This window comes from Peptoniphilus rachelemmaiella, from assembly GCF_943169845.1.
Classification (GTDB): domain Bacteria; phylum Bacillota; class Clostridia; order Tissierellales; family Peptoniphilaceae; genus Aedoeadaptatus; species Aedoeadaptatus rachelemmaiella.
Genome location: NZ_CALPBW010000012.1, coordinates 38,151 through 64,157 on the forward strand (window position 1 = coordinate 38,151; position 26,007 = coordinate 64,157).

At 52.0% G+C, this 26,007-nt stretch carries 27 protein-coding genes and 1 pseudogene; 7 read left to right on the forward strand and 21 right to left on the reverse strand.

Annotated elements, in window-relative coordinates; translation table 11 throughout:
* Positions 1-39: 39 nt before the first annotated feature.
* Positions 40-3,891 (reverse strand): FtsX-like permease family protein, encoded by a 3,852-nt coding sequence (locus KO087_RS06355; RefSeq protein WP_215508465.1) that lies wholly within the window; start codon positions 3,889-3,891, stop codon positions 40-42.
* A 1-nt stretch (position 3,892) separates the two neighbouring features.
* Complete coding sequence (locus KO087_RS06360) at positions 3,893-4,594, reverse strand: ABC transporter ATP-binding protein (RefSeq protein WP_215508466.1); 702 nt, start codon at positions 4,592-4,594, stop codon at positions 3,893-3,895.
* Positions 4,595-4,712: 118 nt separating this feature from the next.
* Between KO087_RS06360 and KO087_RS06365 the strand changes: the two genes are divergently transcribed.
* Positions 4,713-5,207, forward strand: coding sequence for a YcxB family protein (locus KO087_RS06365; RefSeq protein ID WP_215508467.1), 495 nt, complete (start codon positions 4,713-4,715; stop codon positions 5,205-5,207).
* 5 nt (positions 5,208-5,212) lie between these two features.
* Positions 5,213-6,349, forward strand: a complete 1,137-nt coding sequence (locus KO087_RS06370; RefSeq protein ID WP_215508468.1) for a stalk domain-containing protein — start codon at positions 5,213-5,215, stop codon at positions 6,347-6,349.
* 92 nt (positions 6,350-6,441) lie between these two features.
* Here the strand turns inward: KO087_RS06370 and KO087_RS06375 are convergent, their stop codons facing one another.
* From KO087_RS06375 to KO087_RS06405, 6 genes and pseudogenes are all read right to left on the reverse strand, one after another.
* The gene (locus KO087_RS06375) at positions 6,442-6,942 is read right to left on the reverse strand and encodes an ECF transporter S component (RefSeq protein WP_215508469.1); all 501 of its coding nucleotides are present in this window, start codon (positions 6,940-6,942) and stop codon (positions 6,442-6,444) included.
* 110 nt (positions 6,943-7,052) lie between these two features.
* Positions 7,053-8,168 (reverse strand): alpha/beta hydrolase, encoded by a 1,116-nt coding sequence (locus tag KO087_RS06380; protein ID WP_215508470.1) that lies wholly within the window; start codon positions 8,166-8,168, stop codon positions 7,053-7,055.
* Positions 8,169-8,236: 68 nt separating this feature from the next.
* Positions 8,237-9,316, reverse strand: coding sequence for an alpha/beta hydrolase family protein (locus KO087_RS06385; protein WP_215508471.1), 1,080 nt, complete (start codon positions 9,314-9,316; stop codon positions 8,237-8,239).
* A gap of 137 nt (positions 9,317-9,453) precedes the next feature.
* Positions 9,454-10,155, reverse strand: a complete 702-nt coding sequence (locus KO087_RS06390; RefSeq protein ID WP_215508472.1) for a CPBP family intramembrane glutamic endopeptidase — start codon at positions 10,153-10,155, stop codon at positions 9,454-9,456.
* A 44-nt stretch (positions 10,156-10,199) separates the two neighbouring features.
* Positions 10,200-10,903, reverse strand: a pseudogene (gene yaaA / locus KO087_RS09645) (peroxide stress protein YaaA).
* Positions 10,904-10,917: 14 nt separating this feature from the next.
* Positions 10,918-11,334 (reverse strand): 2-thiouracil desulfurase family protein, encoded by a 417-nt coding sequence (locus KO087_RS06405; protein ID WP_215508474.1) that lies wholly within the window; start codon positions 11,332-11,334, stop codon positions 10,918-10,920.
* 212 nt (positions 11,335-11,546) lie between these two features.
* Between KO087_RS06405 and KO087_RS06410 the strand changes: the two genes are divergently transcribed.
* Both KO087_RS06410 and KO087_RS06415 read left to right on the forward strand, forming a co-directional pair.
* Positions 11,547-11,846, forward strand: a complete 300-nt coding sequence (locus KO087_RS06410; RefSeq protein WP_215508475.1) for a type II toxin-antitoxin system RelB/DinJ family antitoxin — start codon at positions 11,547-11,549, stop codon at positions 11,844-11,846.
* On the forward strand, positions 11,843-12,181 hold the full coding sequence (locus KO087_RS06415; protein WP_215508476.1) for a type II toxin-antitoxin system RelE/ParE family toxin: 339 nt from the start codon (positions 11,843-11,845) through the stop codon (positions 12,179-12,181). Before KO087_RS06410 ends, KO087_RS06415 begins: the two co-directional genes overlap by 4 nt.
* Before the next feature lie 62 nt (positions 12,182-12,243).
* On the opposite strand, the gene KO087_RS06420 is transcribed toward KO087_RS06415, so the two are convergent.
* Genes KO087_RS06420 through KO087_RS06430 form a run of 3 tightly spaced genes read right to left on the reverse strand, consistent with a single transcriptional unit; the run spans position 12,244 to position 14,552 of the window.
* Positions 12,244-12,801 carry an isochorismatase family protein gene (locus tag KO087_RS06420; RefSeq protein ID WP_215508477.1) on the reverse strand — a complete coding sequence of 186 codons (558 nt, stop codon included), beginning with the start codon at positions 12,799-12,801 and terminating at the stop codon, positions 12,244-12,246.
* Between the two features lie 12 nt (positions 12,802-12,813).
* Positions 12,814-13,281, reverse strand: a complete 468-nt coding sequence (locus KO087_RS06425; protein ID WP_215508478.1) for a PaaI family thioesterase — start codon at positions 13,279-13,281, stop codon at positions 12,814-12,816.
* Between the two features lie 47 nt (positions 13,282-13,328).
* Entirely contained in the window at positions 13,329-14,552 is a 1,224-nt protein-coding gene (locus tag KO087_RS06430) for an MFS transporter (protein ID WP_251374948.1), read from the reverse strand.
* 129 nt (positions 14,553-14,681) lie between these two features.
* Here KO087_RS06430 and KO087_RS06435 point away from each other — a divergent pair, with 129 nt between their 5' ends.
* Complete coding sequence (locus KO087_RS06435; protein ID WP_215508480.1) at positions 14,682-15,626, forward strand: AEC family transporter; 945 nt, start codon at positions 14,682-14,684, stop codon at positions 15,624-15,626.
* Between the two features lie 146 nt (positions 15,627-15,772).
* On the opposite strand, the gene KO087_RS06440 is transcribed toward KO087_RS06435, so the two are convergent.
* Both KO087_RS06440 and KO087_RS06445 read right to left on the reverse strand, forming a co-directional pair.
* Positions 15,773-16,246 carry a peptidoglycan recognition protein family protein gene (locus KO087_RS06440; protein WP_215508481.1) on the reverse strand — a complete coding sequence of 158 codons (474 nt, stop codon included), beginning with the start codon at positions 16,244-16,246 and terminating at the stop codon, positions 15,773-15,775.
* Complete coding sequence (locus tag KO087_RS06445; protein WP_215508482.1) at positions 16,215-16,772, reverse strand: RNA polymerase sigma factor; 558 nt, start codon at positions 16,770-16,772, stop codon at positions 16,215-16,217. The genes KO087_RS06440 and KO087_RS06445 overlap by 32 nt, the downstream gene beginning before the upstream one ends.
* A 618-nt stretch (positions 16,773-17,390) precedes the next feature.
* Here KO087_RS06445 and KO087_RS06450 point away from each other — a divergent pair.
* Together KO087_RS06450 and KO087_RS06455 are read left to right on the forward strand one after the other, a co-directional pair.
* Positions 17,391-17,666: a type II toxin-antitoxin system RelB/DinJ family antitoxin gene (locus KO087_RS06450; RefSeq protein ID WP_251374950.1), complete on the forward strand. Its 276-nt coding sequence runs from the start codon at positions 17,391-17,393 to the stop codon at positions 17,664-17,666.
* On the forward strand, positions 17,663-17,944 hold the full coding sequence (locus tag KO087_RS06455) for a type II toxin-antitoxin system YafQ family toxin (RefSeq protein ID WP_215508483.1): 282 nt from the start codon (positions 17,663-17,665) through the stop codon (positions 17,942-17,944). The genes KO087_RS06450 and KO087_RS06455 overlap by 4 nt, the downstream gene beginning before the upstream one ends.
* Before the next feature lie 516 nt (positions 17,945-18,460).
* On the opposite strand, the gene KO087_RS06460 is transcribed toward KO087_RS06455, so the two are convergent.
* The 8 genes from KO087_RS06460 to KO087_RS06495 form a co-directional block, all read right to left on the reverse strand.
* A complete protein-coding gene (locus KO087_RS06460) occupies positions 18,461-18,613 on the reverse strand; it encodes a YvrJ family protein (RefSeq protein WP_215508484.1) in 153 nt (50 codons plus the stop codon).
* 11 nt (positions 18,614-18,624) lie between these two features.
* Positions 18,625-18,843, reverse strand: a complete 219-nt coding sequence (locus KO087_RS06465; RefSeq protein WP_215508485.1) for a DUF2922 domain-containing protein — start codon at positions 18,841-18,843, stop codon at positions 18,625-18,627.
* A gap of 11 nt (positions 18,844-18,854) precedes the next feature.
* Positions 18,855-19,058: a DUF1659 domain-containing protein gene (locus KO087_RS06470; protein ID WP_215508486.1), complete on the reverse strand. Its 204-nt coding sequence runs from the start codon at positions 19,056-19,058 to the stop codon at positions 18,855-18,857.
* Between the two features lie 270 nt (positions 19,059-19,328).
* A complete protein-coding gene (locus tag KO087_RS06475) occupies positions 19,329-19,664 on the reverse strand; it encodes a hypothetical protein (protein ID WP_215508487.1) in 336 nt (111 codons plus the stop codon).
* A 382-nt stretch (positions 19,665-20,046) separates the two neighbouring features.
* A complete protein-coding gene (locus KO087_RS06480; RefSeq protein WP_215508488.1) occupies positions 20,047-22,680 on the reverse strand; it encodes an S-layer homology domain-containing protein in 2,634 nt (877 codons plus the stop codon).
* Between the two features lie 210 nt (positions 22,681-22,890).
* Positions 22,891-23,385, reverse strand: coding sequence for a shikimate kinase (locus KO087_RS06485; protein ID WP_215508489.1), 495 nt, complete (start codon positions 23,383-23,385; stop codon positions 22,891-22,893).
* Positions 23,382-24,395 (reverse strand): chorismate synthase, encoded by a 1,014-nt coding sequence (locus tag KO087_RS06490; protein ID WP_215508490.1) that lies wholly within the window; start codon positions 24,393-24,395, stop codon positions 23,382-23,384. Before KO087_RS06490 ends, KO087_RS06485 begins: the two co-directional genes overlap by 4 nt.
* A 17-nt stretch (positions 24,396-24,412) precedes the next feature.
* Positions 24,413-25,627 carry a 3-phosphoshikimate 1-carboxyvinyltransferase gene (locus tag KO087_RS06495; RefSeq protein ID WP_215508491.1) on the reverse strand — a complete coding sequence of 405 codons (1,215 nt, stop codon included), beginning with the start codon at positions 25,625-25,627 and terminating at the stop codon, positions 24,413-24,415.
* Positions 25,628-26,007: the final 380 nt, after the last annotated feature.

Below are 26,007 nucleotides of genomic sequence, written 5' to 3' on the forward strand. Positions count from 1 at the left end.
CATTCCACTACACTATCACTACGCGCAGTAGGAGTCAAGTTATTCCACGCCTTTTAAGGCTTCCACCATGTCGATGGTCTTCAGTTTTCTGTGGAAGTAGCCCATAAGGAGCACGGAAATCACCACGGTGATCACGGCGGGCAAGAGGTAATTTAAAAGGCCCAGTGTGGGATCCAACATGGCGAAGTCCGGCACGACGACGCGAATGACCAAGAGGTGCAGCCCCTTGCCCACGACAAAGCCCAGGAGAATCCCCACCGCCGTTAATGTGCCCGTCTCTCTGTAAATGTAGCGGGTGACTTCTTTCGGGTAGAAGCCCAAAACGCGAATGGTGGAAATTTCCCGGCGCCGCTCTTCGATATTAATATTGGTCAAGGTGGAGAGGACCACCACGGCCAAAGTGGAAGAGGCCGCCAAGATAACGAAGACGATGAAATTAATATTCCCCGCGATTTCGTCCACCATGTGGCGCAAATCGCCGATGCCGGTGAGGGCCACGACGGAATCGTAATCTTTGTAGTAAGATACGTCCGCCCCGGAGGCGTTTACGAGATCCGCATTGGTCTTGTAGCTCTTTTTAAAGACCGCTTCATAGGTATCCGGATCCATATACAAATAGTGGCCGGCGTAGCCTTCGGCAATGGCGGCGACGGGCACGTCGTAGAGAACGTCGTCGTCGTTTTTCACTTCGATGACGCCCCCTGCCTCCACGCCTTTAATGGCGGCGAGTTTTTCCGTAATCACGGCGCCTTTTAAGGGAATGTTTTCGCCGGTTTTTCTGTTTCTCAAGGTAATGACCCGCTTCAGATCCTTTTCGTTTTCGGGAACGATCATGGTCACGGGCTGGTCGATGTAGCCTGCATCGGCCACGGCCAGGGTTTCCACATAAGCGCTGCATTTGGCGCGAATGTTTTTGTCTTTCGCGATTTTTTCTTTGTAGGCTTTGTGGGCGTCTTTGTCCAAAAGGGGCTCGTAGAAAATCATGTGGTCGTACCGATTCAGCACGTCAAATTGCTTTTCCACCAAGCCGTCCACGGATGTGCGAATGCCGAAGCCCAGTACCAAGAGGGCAACGCAGCCCATGACGCCGACGATGGTCATGGCCATGCGCTTTTTGTCGCGGAAGAGATTGCGCGCCGTCACTTTTTGGAAGAAGGACAGGCGGCTCCACAGCCACTTGATCCGTTCCATGAAGATTCGCGTGCCCTTGGCCGGGGGCTTGGGCATGAGGAGGGCGGCGGTCTTGAGCTTCAGGCTGCGGCGCACGCTGACATAGGCCACAAGGCCCGTGGCCACCATGCCGGTGAGGATGGCGAGAAGGATGCGCCCGGGGTAGAGGCCCATGGCGAGGTGGTCGAAAATGCCGCTGGCCAAATAAGCATCGGCGATGACCTTACTCAGCAGGAAATTGCCCAAGAAGGCGCCGGGGATGCCGCCGAGGAGGGCGGCGAGGGTGCCGAAGCGCACGTATTTGTCGGCGATGGCACCGTTGTTGTAGCCCAGGGCCTTGTAGGTGCCGATGACCATGCGGTCGTCGTCCACCATGCGGTTCATGACCGTGGAGGCGAGAAGCATGGCGATGGCAAAGAGGAAGACGGGGAACACGGCAGAAAGCTTGTCCACCCGATGGGCGTAGTCTAAGAAGACGAAGGTGCGCATCTCTTCGTTGACGGGCGTGATTTTATAATCGGGCTTTTTCAAAATGGTGAGCAGTTCCTTGGCTCGGTCCACGTCTTCCTGCCCTTTTACCAAATCTTTTAAACCGTCGGCCCGCTTCTTTTCGTAGGTGGCGCGAGCCGAAGCCAGATCCTTTCTGCCCTTTAAAAGTTCTTTTTCCGCACTGTCCAGCTTTTTCTGCCCATCCGCCTTTTCACGGGCGAAATCCGACGTGCCCTTCTTGTATTGATCTTCTCCTTCGCTAAGCTGGTCTTTCGCGGCGAGAATGGCGGCTTTGCCTTCCAGGAGGGATTTTTCCTTCTCCTTTAATTCACCTTCTTTTTGGCGCAGCTCCGCCTTGCCCGCTTCAATGGCCTTTAGCCCTTCGTCGGCCTTGGCACGACCCGCCGCCGTTTCCCGCTTCTTTTGCAGAAGGAAGGCTTCTTTTTCGGCGAGATCCCGCTTGGCGGCCTCAAGCTCTTCTTTTTTCTTGCGCAGAAGTTCCTGTTGGGCGCGGATTTTCTCCGCCGTGACTTCCCGAGCAACCTGTGCCTCCTGTTGCCTCCGGATCATTGACCTGCCTTCGGCAATGGTGCCGTCGGTTTTGGCGAGGGCGGCCTTCGCCTTCGCTAATTCATCCGAGGCGCTATTCAGGGTCTGCTTCGCCCCGTCCGCTTTTTCCTTTGCCGCAAGGTAGTCCGAATTTTTCAGTTGTTGTTCCAATTCGGCCTTTTTATTCTTGGCATCGGCGATTTTTGCATCCAAATCAGTCTTATCGGCATCGGGATTCGACTTCTCTTTTTCCCATCCGGCGATGGACTGTTCCAGTGCGGCGATCTTCCCCTGCACACCGTCCATAGCGAATGCCTTTACGGCAGCCAGTGCGGTTTCGTAAGCCTGTTTGGCATCTTGCACCGCGGCAGCCTTTTCATTTACCGCAGCCTGTTTTTCGGGGCGGGCGGCCTCGGCGGCGGCCACATTCCCTTGGGCCTTGGCGATTTGAGCGGCAGAAAATGGCAGCTCCGGCAAATCGGGAAACTGCACATCGGGAATCTTCCCCGCCTCGAGCTTCTGTTTCGCTTCGTTTAGGGCCGCTTCTTCCTTTAATATCTGATCCATGGCCGTTTCCGCCCGGGCAATGCCTCCCCTGGCTTCATTTTCCTTGCTCTGAATGTCTGCCATGGCGGCGGCGACGGCATTTTTCCCGTCGAGAAGGGCCTTTTCGCCGCTACTCAACTGATCTTCCTGAAAGAGAATGCTCTTTCGCGCCTGATTCAGTTTGGCCCGAGAGTCGGCCAATTTCTTTTCGCCCTGGGAGAGGCCCCGGGCAAATTTCGCCCGATTGTCTCGAAGAGCGCGGGCGCCGCGATTCAGCTTCCGCTCCCCTTCATCGATTTTTTCCAGGCCCCGATCCAATTCGTCGTAGCCTTCTTTAATGTCCGCTTCCCCTTCGTCGATGTCCTTTCGCTTGTCCGCCAACAGGGCGTCCAGCCGCGCATCGCCCCGGTTCTTGAACCGGTAGCGAAATTCCTTTCGGTGGGCGGTGTTCAGCGCTTTATATTCCTCGCTGTAGACGGGGAGATTTTTTAAATCGTCGAAGAGAAAATGCACTTCCGTAATGGTGGGGTCCTGAAAAGCCAAGGGTGTGACGTAGCCGAAGCCGTCGATCTTGTCGCCCTTGGGTGTGGTGCCCTTGTCTGCTTTGTCCAAAAACATGGGGCTCGTGGCAAAGCCCACCACCTTAAAGGTATAGCCCGCCATCATGGGCGGCGCGTCCTTGTCCAGAAGATCCTCTTCCTTTTCAAAGACCAGGGTATCCCCGATCTTGTAGGTGTTCTTCAAGGTGGGGTCCAGGAGGATCTCGTCCTTCTCGCGGGGCAGTCGGCCTTCCTTTAACAGAGGGCGGCTGATCCGCTTCGGAAGGGAGGAGAGGTAGAGGGTTTTTAATTCCTTCGTGGTCAAATAGCCCGTGTGGAAATATTCCTTTTCCCGCACCCCTTCCATGTCGTCGATAAGGCGCAAGTCTTCCTCTTCCAAGCCGTCGGAGGCGGCGAGGCGCAAATCGTAGGCATTGGATTTCTTCAGGGTGTCGGCTACGGTGCGGCGCATAATGGGCCCGGTGACCGTGAGGCCCACGAGAACGAAGACCCCTAATAGCACCAGGGCCAAGAGGGAGATAAAGCGCATCTTGTGTCCGGTAATCTCCCGTATAAAATCTTTTTGTCTCGCATCCATACTACCACTCGATTTCTTCAATGGGCACGGGGTGCTCGTTTAAGTACATGGCCCGCACCTTGGCGTCGGCGATTTCAATCACCCGGTCCGCCGCATCGGCGATGGCCCGATTGTGGGTAATGACGATGAGGGTGTGGTCGTGTTTGCGGCAGCTTTCCTCCAAGAGAAGGAGCACCTTCTTCCCGGTCTTGTAATCCAAAGCCCCGGTGGGCTCGTCGCAGAGAAGCAGCTTGGGATTTTTCCCCAGGGCGCGGGCAATGGCCACCCGCTGCTGTTCCCCGCCGGAAAGTTGGCTCGGGAAATTATTCATTCGCTCGCCCAGGCCCACCCGCTTCAAAATCATTTCCGCGTCCAGGGCGTCTTCCACAATGGCATTGGCCAGCTCCACATTTTCCAGGGCCGTGAGATTGGGGATCAAATTATAAAATTGAAAGACAAAGCCCACGTCCTTTCGCCGATACGTCGTGAGCTCCCGGTCGGAAAAGGCCGCAATGTCCTTGCCGTCCACCAACACCTGACCGGAATCGTTGGTGTCCATGCCGCCTAAAATATTTAAAATCGTAGACTTCCCCGCCCCCGACGGGCCGACGATGACGACAAACTCCCCTTTTTCCACGGAAAAAGAAATCTTGTCGTTGGCCACGGTCTTCGCCGATCCCGCACCGTAGGTTTTTGTCGATTCAATAAATTCTACATAGGCCATAAAAATCCCCTCCTTTGCTTAAGACTATCTTACCACGTTTAAAGCCGCGAAACACCTTGCAAGGCTCCATTTCCTTCAGTACAATAAATTTATAAACCAACGACTGAAAGGAGGCTTCATGGACGAAGTATTTACCCTTACCGAAGACGACTACTTTGCCTACCAATGGCACTTATTTAAACACAATCCCACGGCAAAACGCAGCATGACCATTCAAATGCTCACGCCCATCGCCGTCTTTGTCGCCATTACCATCTTTTACATCGCCACGAAAAAGCCCGTCGATGGCCTTTATCCCCTGGGCGCCGCCATTACCCTTTGGCCCCTTCTCTACCGCTTCTTTTTTAACCGCAGTATGCAGAAAAAGCTCAGAAAACTGATTCGCAAAATGGAAAAAGACCTGCCCATCGGCGAACACCATGTGGCCATTACCGAGGAAGGCATCACAGACGGCGACGTGAAGTTTAGCTACGACGATATCCGCGACCTCATCGCAAACGAAAACTACCTCTACCTCTTTTACAAGGACGCCACCCAGGCCTATTTGCTTCCGAAAAATCTGGCCAACGACAAAATAAACAGCTACATCGGTAGTAAAAACAAGAAAGGATGATTCCCGTGAAAAAACGCCTGACCCTACTCTTCACCCTGGCCCTCCTTTTCTTTGCGGCGCCCGCCGCATACGCCGCCGACTTCACCCTGTGGATCAACGGCTCCAATCCGGCCGGCGGCGAAGACATGCCCTACATTAAACAAGGCCGCGTCATGGTGCCCTTGCGACTGATCTCCGAAAGCTTCGGCTTCGACGTCACCTGGAACGGTGCTGAGCGCAAGGTAACCATGGCCCCGGCCAACGATCGCGTGAAAAACATGCCCACCTTCAGCGTAAAAATCGGCAGCCGCGACATTTATGCCAACGGCAATCCGCTTTCCACCACCGATGTTGCGGCGGAAATTCGAAACGACTACACCTACGTGCCCCTGCGCGCCATCGCCGAACTCTTCGGCTACCCTGTGCGCTGGGACGATGGCGATCGGGCCGCCATTATCGGAAACGAAGACCCCGTGCCCTATGTCAATCGCTTCGGCGCGAAAGACATGGCCCTCTCCCTCGACGGACAATCAAAAGGCAAGATCAACGCCTTCGCCGAAAAGGGACAGCTCTACGTTCGGGCCGATGCCTTTGCCAAAGCCATGGCCATGAGCTACAAACAAGAAGGCATGACTTTTAGCGACGATCCCCTGGACCTTACGATCAATATGAAAGCCAAAGACGGCTTCGGCATCACCTACGACTGCCGCTACGTCACATCCACCGACGGACTGAACTTCGGCATGTACGCCATGGACAATTATATAATCCGCGGGAACAAAGCCTACATTGCCATCAACTGCTTCGTCGATGCGAAACACATGAAGCTCAATGTCGAAGGCGATTCCATCCGCCTCACGACGGATCCCACGCCGGAGACCTACCCCATCACCATTCTGAAATACGAAGACGAGGGCCGCAGAGTCCGCTATCTGCCCTCGAAATCCGGCATGACCGTGGTGTGGAGCGGCAAAAACTATCGATTAAAAAACAGCGCAGGAAAAGAAGAAAACCTGGGCAAATACATGGAACGGATCTTTGGCGACGACAGCCTCCATCAATCGCCCCCATCCGACAAAACCTTCCACCGCGCCCTTGGCATGAACAACCACTTCTACCTCATGCGCCAAGGCAAAATGGTCATCGGCGGCATCTCCGACTGATCGAAACAGAAACGACGCCCGAAAAGGCGCCGTTTTTTTGTGCAACAAAGCCCGCCGGACATCCGACGGGCCGTAAACCACGTTTTATAAAATTATGCCGCACCCTTTTCGCCCATGGCGCAATTCAAAACAGGGTAGAGAATGTCCGCCAACAAGGCACCGCCGATCCCCTGAATCAAATTGGGCACGAAACTGGCGATGGCCGTGGGGAAATTATAAAGAATCAGCCCTTCCGCGAGCAAATAGCCCACAGCCATAACTACGCCGCCGGCCAAACCGCAGAGGATAAAGCTCAGCCGCGTCTTTTCGTGCAAGAGCCCTGCCACAAAGCCTTCCAGCCCCTTCACCACCAAGGTAATGGGGGCGTAATAGCCGTAGCCCGACAAAAGATCCGCCAGGGCCGAGCCGATGCCGCCGATCAGCCCGCCGGCCATCTTGCCCATTAACAGCGCCGATGCGATCACCACCGTGTCCCCCACATTTAAATACCCCTTCGTGGCGGGAATGGGAATTTGAATCATCATCGTCGCCACCGTAGTCAGCGCCATAAACATGGCCATCATCGTCAACTTCTTCGTCGAAATACTCTTCATGTCTTCACCTCTTTCGACCCATTATAGATCAAAAGAAAGACGACCATAAGCAGCAGTCTGCAGTTTTTATAGGGTACCACAGGGGGCTTCCCTTGCATCTTCAACCACTTTTATTGGACGCGCTCGGCCAGGGTTTTCAATTCCTTCACCGCCGCAAGAAAGGCCTTCGGCAAATCGTCGTGGATGTCGTGATCGGAAGCGAAACCGGATTTTAAGACACTCCCCCGAATTAATCGGTTTACTTTCCGCGCATCGTCTTCATCCATGGCGGACAACAGCACGCCATTATCGTCGTAATAACTCGGGGCCGTGGACTTCGGGGGCGCCACGTGAAGAATCAAGGTGGGGCAGGTAATGGATTTAAGCGTGGCTTCCTGATCGAATCCTGCGAACCATGAAAAATCATAGAAAGCTTCGCCGAATCGCAAATCGTAAGCACCGGTTTTATCCTGTAGATTCCGCGTCATCAAGACCAGCTGATTTAATTTCATCTTCGGCGGGTAATACCACACCACGGGCATTTGTCCGCCGCGCTCTTTCATGCGCTTTAGAAACGGCTTCTTGACTAAGATAGACCAGTGGTCTTTCCCGTCTTTGTTAAACTGCTCCCTCATCGCCGAATGATCGAAATAATACACCGTATAGTTTCTCACCGCATCCTGTGCGAGAAAATCCGCCATCACTTGAAATTCGCTATAGGCGAAGGTCTTCTCCGCTCGCCCCGGCTCCGTTGAGAAAAAGGGGCCGTCTTCCGGCAGAAACCCAACCACCTGGTCCTTGTTTATTGCGGCGATCCGCGCCCCGATCAAGGCGCCGGAGGAATGGCCGCTTACATAGGCTTTTTCTACCATGACATTTTTCATAAATTCCGTCAAATCGTCGGAAATCGCGCGTATCGAATACTTGTCCGGATCCTTCGACGAATTGCCGTGGCCGTAGCAGTCCACGGCGAACACGTGAAAGTCGCGAGACAAGGCCGGCAGTACCTTGGCGTAATCTTCCTTCGACACCATTTGCCCGTGGATCAACAACAGATCCGGCCCGTTCCCGGGCCCTTCTAAATAGGCAATGGTGCTACCGTCGGCGGTTTTGTAGGTTCTTTCTTTAAAGCCGCTACTCTTTCCCTTCGTCGTTAAGAACCGGTCATTGCTGTAATCGTGATGAAGGTTTCTATAGGCGAAGATCGCGAGCAATAGCACCGCCGAAGCGAGCAATTTAAGTATCATCCTTCCCCACTTTCCATCACCCGTTCCTCGTTGTTGTAAAGCGCCACCCTACCGGGATTCTCCGAAAATTACTTCTCTACGGTTTCCAAGTACTCTATCACCATACGATTGATCTCGAGCAGGGTTTGTGGTGCCTTTCGCTTATCCAAGCCGCCGTCGATTTGATCCGTTAAGATCGGTGAGATCCTCGACAAATCCGTAAGGCCCACATGCCCCACGCCTTTCACGTGGCGGTTCTCAAATTTCGGATCCTTCGCCTGAATCAGTTCCTCGTTTCGTGCGTACGTGGGGATCGCCCCCGTCTTTCCCCACAGGGCGTCGGAATAAATATGCAGAATCGGCCGCGGATAAGGCGTCGGCGTAAATTTGTAGCCATCGCCCTCGACGCCTTCGATGTCTTTCACAAAAGGCGCCTCCAAAACCACCAGGTCCTTCACATCCTCGGGCCGCGCGCGACCCACGGCCAAAACCGCCCCGCCGCCTAAGGAGTGGCCCGAAAGGATCACTTGTCTTCTGTCGATCATCCCTTCGTACGCATTGTCGGCTTTGTCGTCAAAAATCTTATCCATAACGAAATCAATGTCTTCGATCCTCGGATCTATCCAGCGGTTCAGATCGGCCAAGGCGGTCTCTAAATCCTCAGATCCTTGGGACCGAATGACCTCGTTAAGAAACGTCCTATCCGCAAACACCGTCTTTCCGGTCGACAGTTTGCTGAAAAATGCGTGATGGGGATGGTCCAAAGACATGACCACATACCCACGGGACGCCAGTTCGCGAAATAAAGTTTCGTTGGACGTGCCCACGCCGAAAGCGCCGTGAGAAAAGAGAAAGAGGGGATGGGCGCCCTGCCTCATCTTCTCCGGATGGTACACGTGGACGGGGATTTCCCTTTCCTTTCCCTCCGTGGCCATGTCCGGGTAGGCGGTTTCGTGTTTGTAATACACTGTGTCTACGCGAACCGCCTCGGATCCCGTCGGTGCCGGCGCGGGAAGCACGGGAAAGACCACCCTGAAAGTCATGCACAAGACGAGGCCGATTTCCAAGACAATCGCCACGGGCTTGGCCCGCCTTTTCGGAAATTTCCGCCTTACAGTAAACAGAAGCAATAAAATTGAGGCGATCAGAGCCAAGGTCCAAACTGTCATAAGACGCTCCTTCATGTAAAAATCGCGATAAAATGGCGGCAAAATCGTCAAACGTTCCGCCTCCGAAAAAGAGAATATTAAGAAAGAAAACAAGGGCTAAGGGCGCAACCGCTCCTTATCCCATGGTTCGCGGGGCTTTATTTGCTCAAATAGCTGCAGTACACGAGGGCCACGGCGATGGTCACCAAAGGATAGATCCACGTGGCCAACAGGCTCGGCGCCGCTTGCTCCCGAGAGAAGACGGAGAATGCGTCCACCAGCCCGTGGGCGACGATGGCGGGCCAAAGACTTTTCGAACGATAGACGACCATGGTCAAGATAAATCCCCAGGCGACGGCAAAGATCACTTGAATAAAGGTCTCCGGAGCCAATTGCCCGGTAAGTAAATTTACAATGTGGCCAATGCCGAAGGTAATTGACGAAATAATGATGGCCTTTCGATCGTCGTATCGCGAGAGCATGGCCGAAAACAGCAGACCGCGAAAAATAAATTCTTCCACGTAGCCGATAAGGAGCATGGTCGAAACGGCCACAAGCTGATTCCACCCGGAGTAGACCGGTTCCACGCCCCCCCACAGATTGCCGGTGGCCAAAAACCACATGGGAATAAAATACAAATACCGCTTGCCATCCTTCGGAAACGGCCGCAACCCGATTTTCTCTGCCAGGTGATTTCTTTTGACAAAAAGCGTAAGGATCAGGGCGACGATCAAAAGCTCGCCCACCAACCATAGGCTGTCGTCTCCGAAAGCTTCCCTGAGCGGCGCGGTGACGGCGCAGTAAATGACGATCCACAACAGAGCGAAATACAAGTCATTTTTCGCGTAAAGCTTGTTCATTGGCCTTCCTTTCCCGAGTATTTTTTATTGACAAAACCATCCACTCACCGCGTATAAACATAGCGGCCTTCCTCATCAAGTGGAAGCAGGTGAAAGCCGTCGCAGCGAAAGGCGGCGAAGGTTTTTTCTTCGAAGGATTCCATGGCGAGAAGGTGCGCCGCCAGTTGGCCGCGGAGTTTTTTGCAGGTGGCGGAGGGGGCGCGCTTTTTCATACTCGGATCCATGTAAAATTCCACGTCGATCCACCGGGCCACTTGCTTTTTGTCGATACGCTCGGAAAATTCTTTGGAGGCCAAATTGTAGATACAGCAATCGGCCAGTTTGTCGGTGAAGTTTTTCTTCTGCAAGCTTTTCAATGACGCGCCATCCACATTCAGGCTTTTGGTGAAATCCAGCCGATAGGGATTGATGGGCGCATCGGGGGCGATGGGCCGTAAAGGGCGGAAAGAATCCGCACCCTGTCCCGTGCAAATGGCGAGAGGAGGATCTCCCGATCCATTTGGCGAAAGGCGAGGCCCCGATAGGTGTCCGCCGCCGCTTTCGCCGTGGGAAGCGCCGCCTTTTGGGTGGCGTCGTAGATGATTCGCGCCTGCTCCCCGCTCAGTTGCAGTTGCGCCGCCAGCGCTTCCAGGCTCATGCGTTGCAAGGCGCCCAGAATTTTTTTCGCCGCCTCGTCCAAAGCGGGCAGTTGATCGCCGAGGGCAAAGTCCATTTCTTTGCTCGGCGAAAGAATGATGATGCTTTTCATCGGACACCTTTCCTTTACAAGTCTTCCACGTCCACGGTTCTTATGCCTGCTTCCTCGACCATGGCGGCAAAGACGCCTTTTCCCTTCACCAGCCGCCCGGTGAAGGTGCCGTCGTAGATTTCTTTCACGCCGCAGGAGGGGCTGCGGGACTGAAGGATCGCGAGTTCCGCCCCGGCATCTTTTATTTTTTTCAGCGCCGCCCGGGCGCCTGTGCGAAATTCCGCATCCACGGAGCGGCCGCTTTTTTGCCGCACCACGCCGCCTACGATTTCCGCGGGATCCCTCGGCGTGGGCATGCCGCCCATGACTTCGGGGCAGACGGCGACCACAGTGTGGCCCTTTACATAGTCACGCAGCTTGTTTGATTCGTTGTTTCCGCCGTTGTATTTGCAGTTTTCGCCAAGCAAACAGGCGCTCACGCCAATAATCATCTTCGCTCCCTTTCTGCGTATTTTTTCTTCATTCGTTCTTTATCTATTCATATCCTATTGGCCCGGCCCTTACGCCCTTTTTTTTCGAATCCGACAGGGCGAGGGAAATTTACTTTTTCGGAAATGAATGAAATTTACAGACACGCTTCGCCTAATGTATTGCAATCAGTAAGACATCGAATTACAATATAGGCAATGGGAGGTGTCATCATATGAAAGATTCCACAGTAAGCGCACGCGTTGAAAATAATATAAAAAATGAGGCGGAGGATATTCTGAAGCAGCTCGGAGTTCCCGTCTCTGTCGTCATTAATTCCTTGTACCGCCAGATCATTTATCGTCACGGCATCCCATTCCCCTTAACTGTTCCGTCAGAACCGAAAACAATGGATACCATGTCGGATGCGGCGCTCGACGAAATGCTTGAACGCAGCTATGCACAATCGGTCCGCGGCGAAGGCAGACCCATCGGGGATGTGTTCGATGAACTTGAAAAGGGCCTGCAAAAGTGAACAACTATGAAATCATCCTTACGCCGGACGTGGAAGCGGACCTTCGCGGGATCAAAGATTATATAGCCGAGACTCTGCAGGTGCCCGAGGTCGCCTTAAATTACATCCGATCTCTGCGCAAAGAAATGGAAAGACTTTCCTACATGGCAGACAGCATGGCACCAGTGGAACGTGAACCGTGGCACGCGAGGGGTGTACGTAAGATCACTTTCAAAAATTTCTATATCTACTACCGACCGGACGCCGCCTCCGGAAAGGTTTATGTTTTGAATCTAATCTATGCAAGACGCGATCAACTCAAGGCTCTGAAAAATATGGACCTCTATGAAAGATAAAAAGCAGTTCTCTACCGGGGAGCTGCTTTTTTCGATTGCCGGCGTGTTATATTACGCTGACATCAATCTTCCAAAATCGGAATGTTCCGCTTTTTCAAATCGGCCAGGTTTTTCTCGTGGTCTTTTTCGTCCACGTAGGCGACGCCGGGAAGGTAAAGGGCGGCGTTCAGGCCCTCTTCCCGAAGGCCCAAAAGGGTTTCGCGAACGCAGTATTCGCTGGCGAAGCCGGCTACAAGGATGTCGCCTGTGACGAAATCTTTCAGCACGTCGCCGGCAGCGTTGGTCCCCAAACAACCGGAGTATTCTTCCACGTCGTCGCAACGGCCTTTTTTAAAGATGTTTTTGTCATTGGGCCGGGCGTCTTCTCGCGACAGGGTGTAAAAGCCTTGGTAGAGACCGGCGCCTTCGGTATTTTCTACGCAGTGCACGGGCCAAATGCCGCCGTTTTTTTCGAAACTACCGTTGGTGGGGCTGTGCCAATCCGCCGTGTAGACCACGGCCATGTCCGGGTTGCTCTCGATCAATTCCACGAGATGCTTCAATGCCTCATCGCTCCCCTTGCAGGCCAAAGAGCCCGAAATAAAATCCACCTGTGCATCCACAATAATCAATGTTTTCATGCTTCGCCCCTTCTACATATTGTCCTTTACGGCCACGGCCACCATGTGGGCCTCGGCCCGCACGTCCCCCGCCGCTTCCATGACCATGTCCACCACCACTTTCCGCTCGCCGATTTCCTTCGCCGTGGCGGTAATGGTGACGGGGCTTTCCATGGGCACGGGCTTTTTAAAGTCGATGGCAAGATGGGCCGTAATGAAGCGGCCGATGACCGTGTCCTTTATAAGCTCGAGGCCCTTGTCCCGATGCTTGAAATAGGCCGCGGAGGCCGTGCCGTGGCAGTCGAAGAGCATGGCGATCATGCCGCCGAAGAGATTTTTCGGCACGCCACCGGTGTATGCCTTCCCCGGCGTAAAGGTGCAGATGCACTTCTCCCCGTCGGGATAGGATTTTAAGTGCAAGCCCTCGTCGTTTTTCGGGCCGCATCCCCAACAATGTTGAAATCGCTCGCCGTAGGTTTCCTGAATCGCCAATTTATCCATAATACGCTCCTTATCTTTGCAAGTTTATTTGCTTTATCAACTTATTTTTACCCCTTCGCCGAAGATTCCATCGCCTTTGCCGCCAAATAAAAGAGGGGCGCCGCGGCCAATTGGGCGGCCACGGAAACGGCGATCATCAACCCCAAATTCACGTCGTAGAGGCTGCCTAAAAGCCAGCTGCCCATAAACCAAAAGACGCCGAAGGCGCATTCGAAAATGCCGTAGCCCGTGGCGCGGGCGGATTTGTCCACCATGGTGGCCACGGCAGCTTTCAAGACGGATTCCTGGGCGCCCATGCCCACGCCCCAAAGGGCGACGCCGAGAAGCAAAAGGGGCAGGGACTCAGCGTAAAAGACGAGAATGGCGAAGGGCGATGCCGCCACCGTGGCCGCGACCAATGCCCCGACGCCTTTTTTGTCGAAGAGATGGCCGAAAATGACGGCCGCTGCCGCATCCACCAACATGGCTCCCGCGTAAATCAGGGGCAGGGTGCCGGTGGTGACGAGACCGCCGTAATGGCCCATGTGCTTGGTGATGTGCATTAAAATCAGGGCGTAGTCCATAAAGCCGAAGGCGAAGAGGCTGATCCCCGCCATATAAATCTTAAAGGCCCGCTTCAGCTTCAGGGGCTCGTAGACTGTCTTTCCCCCTTCGAATTCTTCCGGATTCGGAAATTTTCTTTTCGTCACGAGGAGCAAAACCAAGGTCATGGCCCCGGGCACGGCCAAGACGGCGAAGGCCGCGGAATAAAGCTCGGCCTTGGGCAGTCCCGACTTTGCGCTCATGACGGCAAAGAGGAGCACCGGCCCCAGAAAGGCCCCGATTTGATCCAGCACCTCCTGAATGGCGAAGCTCCTTCCGGCCCCTTCCCGACTGGCGGCAAAAGACATAATCGTATCCTTCGCCGGCTTCTTAATGGCCTTGCCCATGCGCTGAATAATCAAAAGCGCCGAGGCGGCCACCCAGCCGTGCTCGCCCACGAGCGCCAGAGCCGGCACCGCGAGAATGTCCAGCGCATAGCCCCCGATGACCATGGGCCAATACTTTCCCGTCCTGTCCGTGATGGCGCCGAAGACGTAGCGCATGGCGTAGCCCACCAGTTCCCCGAGGCCCGAGACGAAGCCGATGGTGGCGGCGGAGGCCCCGAGGAAGGAGAGATAGGCCCCCCGCATGCTGGCGGCCCCTTCGTGGGTCATGTCCGAAAATAAACTGACCATGCCGAACATGAGGATAAAGGTCATGGCCGGCGAGAGCGTGCGACTTTTTTTCACGATCATCTTCCTTTCTCATTTCATCATAGACCAAGGATCGGCACCAAACAAGGCGACGGGAAAAAAGTGCGGCAATTCAGCGGATTTTACATTTTATGATGAATCTTCTATAATCAAATGGGGGTACTTATGACACATTTTTTACTCGGCATCAACATTATTTTTCCCATCTTCTTCGTTCTTTTCGTGGGCTACGGCGCCAAAGAAAAGGGCTTTTTAGACGAGGCCTTCGTAAAGAAAGCCACCTGGATCGTCTTCTACCTGGCCCTGCCCTTGAAGCTTTTCGATAATATGCGCACCGCCACCATTCGCACCCTCGACGTGCCCTATGTGGTCTATATTCTTTTAGGCATCTCCATTATCTTCTTCGGCACATGGTTTTTCGCCCGCCTTTTTATTAAAGACCCGAAAAAACTCTCTTCCTTCGTTCACTGCGCCTTTCGCTCCAATTTCGTTTACGTGGGCTTTCCCATTTTAGACGCCCTCTTTACCACGCCCTCGGCGGAACACGTGATGATCATCATCGCCTTCGGCCTCACCCTCTACAATATTTACGCCATTTTTCTACTCACCTACTACAGCGAAGATCCCGATGCGAAAGTGCGCCCCGCCGCCATCGCCTTGAAGGTGTTGAAAAACCCCATGATCATCGGCATCTTAACGGGCCTTCTCTTCAACTTTCTACATATTCCCGTCTACAAAGGCCTCACCGACGGCATGAACCTCCTCGCCCGCCTGTCCACGCCCCTGTCTCTGCTGCTTATCGGCGCAAGCCTGGACTTCTCGTCCCTGAAAGACGACCTGGGCCTCATCTTTGCAGCCGCATCCATTCGCACCGTCCTCGCACCCCTTGCCCTCGTGCCCCTGGGGATCTTGATGGGCATGGGCAAAGTGGAACTGGGCGTCGCCTACGTCTTTTGGTCCACCCCCTGCGCCATTAACTGCTTTATCTTCGCCCGGGAAATGGGCTCCGACTACCAACTGGCCTCGAAAATCATTACGGCGAGCTTCCTCCTCGCCATCGTCACCTACCCCATCGGCATCGGCGCACTTCAGCTCATCGGCATCTTATAAATACGCCACACAAAAGGCCCCTTGATTTTTCAAGGCGCCTTCTTTTTTTTCCGTTTCACGGCTCTTTTCAAATTTACATTTGCCGCACAAAAAAACGAGCCCGAAGGCTCGTATCGTGGAAGGAATCGGTGGGGCGGCGGCGGAATTTAAAGACTTTCCCAAAAGCCCCACCACTCGGCCCAATTATTTTTGGCCATAGTACCGGGACAAATCTTGCGAGAGGCGTCGAAGTGGCGCACCACGTGATCTTTCGGGATGCGATAAAAAGCCATAAGCTCCTTTACCAAGCTGCGGGCATAGGCCAAGGCAGCCTTGCGGTCGATGCCTTGATTGATGCAAATCTCCACGCCGATGGAATTGCGATTGGTGATGCCGTGCTTTCCGTGGCCGTCGCCGCAATGCCAGGCGGCGTACGCGTCTTCGATGATTTGCACCACGCCCGCATCGTCGACGAAATAATGGGCGCTGGCCTTGCGATTGCCGCCGGAGAAATAGCGAAAATGGGCCATGGCATCGGCACCGGCGGCGGGATTGCCCGTGTCGTGGACCACAATGTAGGCGATGCGCGCGCCGTTTCTCGACGAAAAATTATAGTGAATCAACTGTTTGTTTAGAATCATAGATCCTCCTTAAATGCTTCATGGCACGAGACTTTGTGTTGGCCACCGTTTGATAGGAAATCCCCAGGCGGGCGGAGATTTCCGAAAGAGACAAATGGCAGAAGAAATATAAACTCACCACCGCCCGCTCTCGATGGGGCAGATCATTGACGATTTGATGCAACGCCTCCGCCCGCTCCAGGAGAATAAAATCCTCCTCCGTGTCCGCCACGTCGGCGACAAGGCCTTCCATTTCCGTGGTAAGGGGAACGGTGGCCTCCTTTACACTGCGCTTTAAATCGTCCATAAGGAAATAAGAGAGACGCTTCCTGTAAAAAAGATGAAAAGGCACGCCCCGATCGGGATCGAAATCCTCCAGGGCATCTAATAAAATCAGATTCGCCTCTCCGTATAAATTATCCGGATCTGTCGCATAAGGCTGAATGCGACGGATCGTGGCCCGAGTGATGGGCGCGAGATCCACGAGCAATTGGGCCAAAGCCTCGGGATCCCGAGATTTGGCACGAGCGATCATTTGGCTTTCCATAGAGACTCCTTTCACGATGAAGTTGAACAAATGTTTCGTTTTTCTTTTTATTTTACCACAGGATAAACATATGTTCAATGTGGGGAGGTTATAAGGGCGAGATGTTATCTCGCCCTTATAACCGGGAAGAATGAGGATATTATTTTCCTTTTTGTGTCTTGCGTTTTATTTTTTCTTTCGTGATTCTTGAATGCAAAGCAAACGTAAAGAATTCAAGTTACTTCTTTCGCTTAAAAAATATTCTTACGTGGCTTTGAGACCCGGGGAAGGGCCTAGGGCGTTGCGATTTCATGACCTATCCCGACAAGCGCAGCGTGTCGTAGGAAGGTCAGATGCAGTCTTACACCGTTTCGGGGAGGCGAAGCCTTCACGAAGCGGATGTATAGTTGTACGCCCTCTGGCCCTTCCCCGGGGCCCCATCCCCCTCCACCCTAACGCTTTTTAGATGTGCGAAGCCCTACGGGCTTCGATTTGTATTGGGCTGTGTCACCTACGAAAGAAAGTGAGTTGGGATATTTTAGGTTAGTGGTTAGTAATTCAATTGAAGTTTTTGATAGGCATCTATTAGCTTGACTTTGCAATGCATAGGCCATATAATTTCTTAAAAGGAGGCTCATCATGTCAAAGACAACTACTTTCAGCGTTCGCATGGATAAACAAGTGAAACAAGACAGCGAGCAGATTTTTCAAGAGCTTGGAATGAATTTAACAACAGCCATTAATGTTTTTTTGCGTCAAGCAGTCCGCACAGGGGGCTTTCCATTTGAAGTAAAATTGGAACAACCCAATAAAACAACTATGCAGGCAATACAAGAAGCAAATTTAATGGCAGCTGATCCCGATACCGTTTACTATTCCGACGTAGAAGAAGCCCTAGCAGAGTTAAATAAATGAAGCGAGAAATCAGCTGGACCAGGCAATTTAAAAAAGACTATAAGCTCGCCAAGAAGCGTGGACTACCCATTGATGAACTGAATCAAGTCATCAGATTGTTAGCGGAAGGTCATCCACTACCTGAAAAGCACCGTGATCACGCTCTTTCTAATAATTGGGCGGGGCACCGTGAGTGTCACGTACGGCCAAACTGGCTACTCATTTACATGGACGATAGCAAACACTTAATCCTAACCTTGACTCGAACCGGATCACATTCCGATCTATTCGAGAAATAAATCAAAACTTTAAATCATCTGCACATCTACTTTTGTTGCTTTCCTTCTATACGATCTGTCACGCCCCAACTCACAACGTCCGTATCGCGACGCAGCCCAATACAAATCAAATGCCGTCAGGCATTTGCACTGCTAAAAGGCGTTTGTGGGTGGATGGGGATGGGGCCCCGGGGAAGGGGCAGAGGGCGAATCGCAACGCCCTAGCCCCTTCCCCGGGTCTCAGAGCCGTAAAAGAATCAATTTCTAAGCAAGAAAGTAACTTGAATCCATTACGTCAACTACGCAATTTAAATCGGGTCACGGCGGGATTTTCCCTGCCCCCGGGTCTAAAAGCCATGAAAGAATGGAATTGTGAATTAAGGAAAGAGGGATCACGGATCACAAGGGATGTGCCATTGGAAGGCAATAGCAAACGGTATGCGAGAGAATATCTAAGTGCAATCAACAAAACAAAATCGACTTTTCGCAAAACTGTGTTTTTTTGCAATGAAATGAGGGACCAAAGCGGTCCCTCTTTCATTGCATTTTGCTTTCGATTGTGTGGCTCAAGGCGGCGATGGTCTCGGTGAGCTGATCGAGTTTTTCTTCCATGCGGAGGATGAAGTAGCTGGCCACGACAATGGGAAAGCCGGTATTTGCGATGAGGGAGAGGATTTCATCGAGGGTCATGGGCGGCCTCTTTAGGCTTGAAAGAGGGTGGACGTGGTGACGGTGGTGAGTTCGCCTTTTTCCACGGCGGTGAATTTGCCCTTGGCGCGGAAGACGCCGGAATCGATGATGGCTTGGGCACCGACTTTGGCGGCGTTGGAATCCAGGCCTTCTTTCGGGTCGGTGATGCGCAGGGTGGCGGATTTTTGGCCTTCGTCAACGAAGGTGAATGTCAGGTATTTCTTTTCCATGGTTTACCTCCTTAGTTGATACGCTCATTGGTGATGACTTCGGCGTAGGTCATTTTTTGATTGGTGAGGCCGTCGATGGCTTGAGCGGCTTTTTTCATCGCTTCGTTATCGGCATCGGGGACCAGGCCGGAGTAGGTGTTGGCACGGCGGCGGGTTTTGCCTGCGCTGTCGGTATCCAGGTAGACGACGCGCAGGGATTTGTTTTTGTCGGACATTTGTACCTCCTTGAGATAGTGTAGGGATTGCGGACGGAAGGGACAGCGCCCGGGGCGGGGCTTTACTCCCTTCACCTATTAGATAGAAATTCGCGGGGAATTTTACCTACGGTTTCGGAAGGAAAGGGAGAATTTTTTCTCGGGCACTTGCCCCTTCACCTATTACATAGAAATCGGCGGGGAATTTTACCTACGGTTTCGGAAGGAAAGGGAGAATTTTTTCTCGGGCACTTGCCCCTTCACCTATTACATAGAAATCGGCGGGGAATTTTACCTACGGCGAAGGGATTTTATTTTTTTATTCTTACCTTTTTTCTTTCCCTTATTCTTTTTCTTCGCCTTCCGCTTTTTCTTTATCATCTTCTGCTTCCTTTTCTCTTTCTCCGGTGACCTTGTAATTTTTTCTTTTGCGCGATTTAAGAGGTGAAGGATGGCTCTGCCTAGCTTTATTTCGAATTTATTCAGGCAAGTTTCCACGCTTAATTCCACGCTCGCTAAAGACCACCCTTTCCGCTGAATGATGTAGAGCACCAGAAGGCACAAGAGCACCACCGCCGCCATGACACACGCAGGAACCATTAATTGCTTTAATTTTTTCTTTGACATATTTTTCCTCCTATTATTACTATTTACTAATCGAGCCCGGTGATTTTATATTCCGTCACCGCTTCCGGGGATTCTGTGTTTAGATCCACTTTTTAATCCCTGAAGGTATAGACGCTTTTTGTGGCGAAAAAATCTTTTTTTCGATTTTTTAATAGTGTTTAGAAGTTTCGTGCCACCGAATTTTCAGGCTCATAGTCTATATGTCAGAATCAGAAGTTTTTTTATTTTCCCCACACAGGTATTTAAAACAAAAAAAAGAGCCCACGCGGGGCTCTTTGGTATTCGTATTCTGTGGTTTTGTTATGGTGTTATGTAGCATCTTAGAAAATTTGGGCACAAAAAAAGAACCCCGAAGGGTCCTTTTTTTAGTTAACCGAATAACTTATTGAACTGGATCAATTTTTTCTTCGGTCTTAACCTTACCGTCTGTCTTTGCTTGAGCAGCTGCTTCATTGAAAGCCTTGATAGCTTTGTTGAGAGCATCTTTAGCCTTTTGAACGTCTTCTGCTTTAAGTTGATCAGTCTTGAGTTCTGTAAACTCTTTCTTCAGATCTTCTACTTTTTTCTTTTCAGCAGCAACGTTAGCATCGGTAAGAGCTAAAGCATCTTTGTAATCTTCTTTAGCTGCCGGTACTTTTGCAACTTCTTTGTTGAAATCATCTAAAGCTTTTTGTTGTGCTTTTTTCATGTCTTCAACTACAGTTTTTACCGGTTCCCAAGCAGTTCCGGTATTTACTTCGATGTCATAGATTTCAATGTCTTCTTTTGCAGTGAAAGGTTTGACTTTGAAACGAACTTCATCTTTACCGGCCTTTGCTGCAGGCAGTTTTTCTAACCAAACTTTAAGAGCATTTGCTTCGTCATTGTTCAGTTTAACTAAGTCATAGAAACGACCGGAGCCAAGATGGAAGAATTTGTTTAATGTGTCAATCTTAACAAGAGTTCTGCCATGGTCTACTTCGTTCAGAATGTCTACAAGTGCAATGTTACCAACTTTTTGGTTCTTTTGGTTGCCGTAAACAACTTCTTTTACATTGCCTTTCAGGCCGCCCTTGTATTCTTTAGGCATTACAGATACGATTTCTAATCTGTCAGTGTCAGTAGCGTTACCGTTCTTGGTGTTGTTAGTTACGGTACGGAATTGGATTAAAGCGCCTTCCTTAAGTTGACCCTTGATGAACAGGTCATATTCGGATCCTAATTGAAGTCCGGCTCTATTACCATATTCGTCTACAACGAATACATTTCTACCGTCGATTTCTTCAACCTTAACGATAGGATATTTGTCGGTATCGCTGTGTTTAATCTTAAGTTCAACGTTGATACCGCGTGCTGCGTTTACAGTGTACTCAACAACGTTAAGTTTTGCATCCTTGTAGTTGAAGGGATAAGCTTCGCGGTAGCTTGCAACGTTCTTCATAACTTCGGCACCATCGGTGTTTTCGAAGGTGATGTCATATTTAGAAGTTGCTTCGTTTCTTACACGCAAAAGTTCAGCGTGGTTGTTGTCTTTTTGAACTGCGTTGAATACAACTACAGTCGCTTCGTTGTAACCTTCAATTGCATGAGGTTGAGAAGTTTCATGAGCAGGTCTGCCGTCAATTTTGTTATAACCGGCATAGACATTGAAGAACCAGTTGGAAGCACTTACGTTTCCAAGGATACGGATTGCTTCGTCTACGTCTTTAACTTCCGTCAGTTGGTTGGAGCGAACGTCAGCTACGAAGTAGCGGGTGTCCTTCGTCAGGCGAAGATCAACTCTTTCACCTAAAGTTGTTCCGTTTACAGGAACGTAGCTATTGTTGTAACGTTCTGCACCGGTTTCGTTAACCGGTCTACGACCAAAGTGGCCTAGTTGGAAAGTAATGGATGTCGGATCGCTGTTGGTGTAGTTAATCTTAGCAGCTGCTCCGTTTACATGGCCGGTTTGAGCTTCTACGCCTGTGACGCGAGTTTCTACAGTAGCGTCAGCAACATCTGCCCAACGTGCGTTGTCGCCGTTCCAGCCATTAATACCGATAGCCAGGTATTCCGGGTTACCGAGTTCTAATACGTGAGTAGCTTCACCTTTTTCGTTGGTAATAACGCGCATTAAGGAACCGTAGTAGAATTCAGGGTTACCAATTGCGCTTGCAGTAGTAATTCTGTATCCGCCGGGAAGTTGTCTTTCGTTGGCGTTTACATCGTTACTTGTGCGATAGTCATAAAGAACGAAGGTGGTGTTCGGGGTGATCTTAGCCGTTTTAGCTTTGTCACCTTGGTTTAACGTGATTTCGCCGTTCTTAATTTGAGACAGGATACCCATGGTTTCAGCAGCAGGCATCTTCTTGATGTATTTCAGTTTATACATTGCGTTGTAGATCATGGTGAAAGCATCTTCACGCACTGCAGGGTCGTTAGAATTTTTCACGTCTACGTCTTCAAGAATACCCATTTCTGCTGCCCAAGCCATCCATTGACGAGGCCAATCTTTGTTGGCTTTGTCGTGCATGTCTTTGGTGAGATCTGTTTTGGCTAAGGTAACCAACATTTTTGCCAATTCGGCGTAGGTTACGTTGTTAGCCGGTTTGAAAGTTTTGTCCGGATAACCGATCAGGAAAGCCAGCTCATTCGCAGGGGACTTTTCAGTAGAACCTACAGTAATGAATCCGTTAGCCCAGTGCTTGTTGTCAACATCAGAGTAGGGTTTGAAAGTGCCGGCGATTTTGTTTGCCAGGTTTTCTCTACCAATAGCGTACACGAGAAGTTTACTAACTTCTGCACGTTGAATGTTTTTGTCAAGTGCCAGATCGTTGTTTTTGGGATCTTCGTTGACTTTACGTCCTTCAACGTATCCGTTGTCTTGCAGCCATTGGATCTTTGCTTTTTTACCTGTGATTTTAGGAACAACTTTTTCAGTTGCCTTGGGAGCTTCTTTAGCTTCCTTTTTTTCAGCAGGTTTTGCCGCAAAGACGGAGCTGAATGTGCCAAGTACCATGACTAGTGCGAGTACAAGGCTAAGAAATTTCTTGTTCATCTTGTCTTTCGACCTCCTTATGAATTTTCAGATTCTTCCAGGCATATTCCTGTGAATCTTACATCATTATACCATTGAGCGGCCCTTGCTTCAAGCATTGAAGTAAAGTCGCTCCATGTCATGAGAATGCCATATACTTTCGGATTCTCAATGTAGCTTCATTATACACGAGTCCCGCAGGGTTTTAAATTACAGTTCTATGACAGGGGTTTATTTTTTATTGTTTTGTAACTTTTCCAGGGCGAGGATGGCGCAGGCGGCTTCGTCCACGGTGGTGTTTTTTACGATGTGGTGGGCGGCGGCTTGATAGATGGGTTTTCTTTCCCTATAAAGTTTTCTTAGGGTTTCGATGCCGCCTTTTGAGAGGGGGCGGCCGTCGGTGGCCAGCTCTTCCAGTGGGCGGGTGATCCAGTAGAGGGTGCCTGTGGCCTTTAAGGCGGCGGTGTTTTCGGGATCGAGGAGGCTTCCGCCGCCGGTGGCGATGACGACGGCTTCTTCCCCCGCGGCTTGGATGACGGCCCCCTTTTCGTAGGCGCGGAAGGCTTTTTCGCCTTGTTGTTCGAAGATTTTGGGGATGTCGCCGTGTTTTTTGATGATTTCGGTATCGATGTCGATGCATGGTATGCCGAGTTTTTCGGCGACGGCTTCGGCGACGGAGGTTTTGCCCACGCCGGGCATGCCGATGATGACGATGTTTTTTGTCATTGGTTTTCTCCTATTTTTTCAAAGAGGGCGATTTCTTTTTGCCGCTCGCACCACAGATCGAGGATTTCAATTGCGGCGGCGGCTTCGAGCACCACGGGGATGCGGCACACGAGGGCGGTGTCGTGGCGGCCTTGGATTTGTATTTCGGTGTTTTTCCCCTCTCGATCGACGGTGTGTTGTTTTTTGCCGATGGAGGGGGTGGGCTTGACGGCGACGGTGATTTCCATGGCTTCTCCCGTGGTGATGCCGCTTAAGGTTCCGCCGGCGCGATTGGTTGTGGTGTGGATGTGGCCGTTTTCTTCTATATAGGGGTCGTTGTTTTGGCTGCCTTTTAATCGGGCGGCTGCATCTCCCGCCCCGAAGGCCACGCTTTTTACGGCGCCGACGCTATAAAGGGCCTGGGCCAGAGCGCTTTGGGCGGAGTTTTCTCGGGGGCCGCCGAGTCCTGCCGGCACGCCTGTAATGCTTAGCTTTACCATGCCGCCGAGGCTGTCTTTTTCTTCTTTGGCTTGTGCTAATGCTTTTTGTTGACGCGCGGGGTCTTGTTCTCCCCCGATTTCTGTTATTTCTGATGTGATAGATATGTTTTGTGTCTCGAGAAAGCCCGCTGCGATGGCGCCTGCGGCGACGAGGGGGGCGGTGAGGCGGCCGCTTCGGTAGCCTCCGCCTCGGGGGTCGTCGGCGCCGAAGGTTTTTATGTGGGCGGTGTAGTCGCCATGGCCGGGGCGGTAGGGCAGGTTGTCGTAGTCTTCGCTTTTTGTGTCTTTGTTGGGGATCCAGATGGCCAGCGGGTCGCCTGTGGTTTTGCCTTTGTAGGTGCCGGAGAGGATTTCCCAGGGATCGGGCTCTTTGCGGGGGGTGGCGTAGGGGCCTTCGGGTCTGCGGCGGGCGAGGGCGCGATCGATGGCGGCTTCGCCCACGGGGATGTGGGGCGGCATGCCGGTGATAAGGGCGCCGACGCCTTTGCCGTGGCTTTCGCCGAAGAGGGTGATGTGGATGTTTTTTCCCATGGTGTTCCTTTCTGTTTCTATTTTTTGTTTTCTGCTTTGTGTGCGCCGATGAGGGGGAGTTTTTCTACGGCGGCGTAGAAGCCGAGCCAGCTTTTGTTTGCGGCCTCGGGGTTTTTCAGGGTGATGGGGCCTTCTGAGGTGCAGGCGGCGGCGAAGGCGGCGAAGGCGATGCGGTGATCGCCGAAGGTGTCTACGGTGGCGGGGCGAATTTTTCCCGGGGCGACGATGAGTGTGTCTTCCGTGGCTGTTGTGTTTATACCCAGGACGCGGAGCATGGCGACGGTGGCGGCGATGCGGTCGGTTTCTTTGGTGCGGAGGCGGCGGATGCCTGTAAAGGTGGCGCCGTGTTTTGTGGCGAGGACGGCGAGGGCCATGAGGAGGTCGGGGGTGTGGGTGAGGTCCACGGGCTTGTGTGCTTTGATGGATTGGATGTGTTGGTGAATTTTTGTGTCGCCTTGGAGACTATGGGTGGGGAGGTTTTCAAGGCTTATTTTGCTGCCCATGGCGTTGGCGACGATGAAGGCGGCGGCGTGGCTATAGTCGCCTTCTATTTCGGGGCTTGTGGCGTGGATTTCGCCTTTTTTGACGATAAAGGCATCGTGTTTTTCGTCTACGGCGATGCCGGCTTCGGTTATGAGGGCGGCGGTCATGTGGATGTAGGGGCGGGAGACGGGGTGTTTCACGGTGAGGGTGGCGCCTTGTTTTTGTGTGGCGGCGGCGAGGAGGGCGCCTGTGGCGAATTGGCCGGTGGTTTCGGCGCTGATTTCTGCGCGTTCAAAGGCGAGGCGGCCTTTTGTTTTGATGGGCCAGGGGCCTGTGACGTTTACGCCGTTTTCTTTCAGGAAGCGGATGCCTTCATCCATGGGGCGGGCGGCGAGGCTTTTGCCTGCGGTGAAGGTGACGGAATCCGCCAGGGCCGGGGCGAGGATGAGGGCGATGCGCAGGGTGGTGGCGCTTTCGTTTACGTGGATATGGACGGGGGCGGTGATGTGTTTCGGTATCGGGGCGATGGTTATGTGATGTTCGTTTTTTGTATTTGTGATGGTTATGGTGGCGCCCAGGGATTTTATGAGATTGATGGTGTCCTCGATGTCCTTTGAAATTTCAGAGAGATGCACTTCTCCCCCACGGGGCGCCAGGGCGGCGAGAATTATTTTTCTGTGGGCTAGGGATTTGGAGGGCGGGAGGAACAGGGATCCCTCCCGAGGCCCTCCCCGGAATGTGTGGAGCATGGGTTTTTCCTTTTTCTTTTTGTTCTTTCTGTTCTTTTGTCTTCGCGACTAAGGGCACTATCACCCTGTTTGTCGCTTTCCTTTTTTCTTCCGCTTCTTTTTTGTCATCGATTTCAGAGCACTTACACTTTGTGTTTCGAAACCCCATTTTTGTCTTACTATAATTATATCTTCGCGATTCTTCCCGGGGGAGGGAAAAAGGGCGTTTGTTTGTGATGGTTGATTTTTTAATTGCTTAGCGAACGGAGTTTCGTGGTGCTTTCTACTTCGCTTAAAATATGTTCTTTTATGGCTCTGAAACCCGGGGAAGGGGCTAGGGCGTTGCGATTCGCCCTCTGCCCCTTCCCCGGGGCCCCATCCCCATCCACCCACAAACGCCT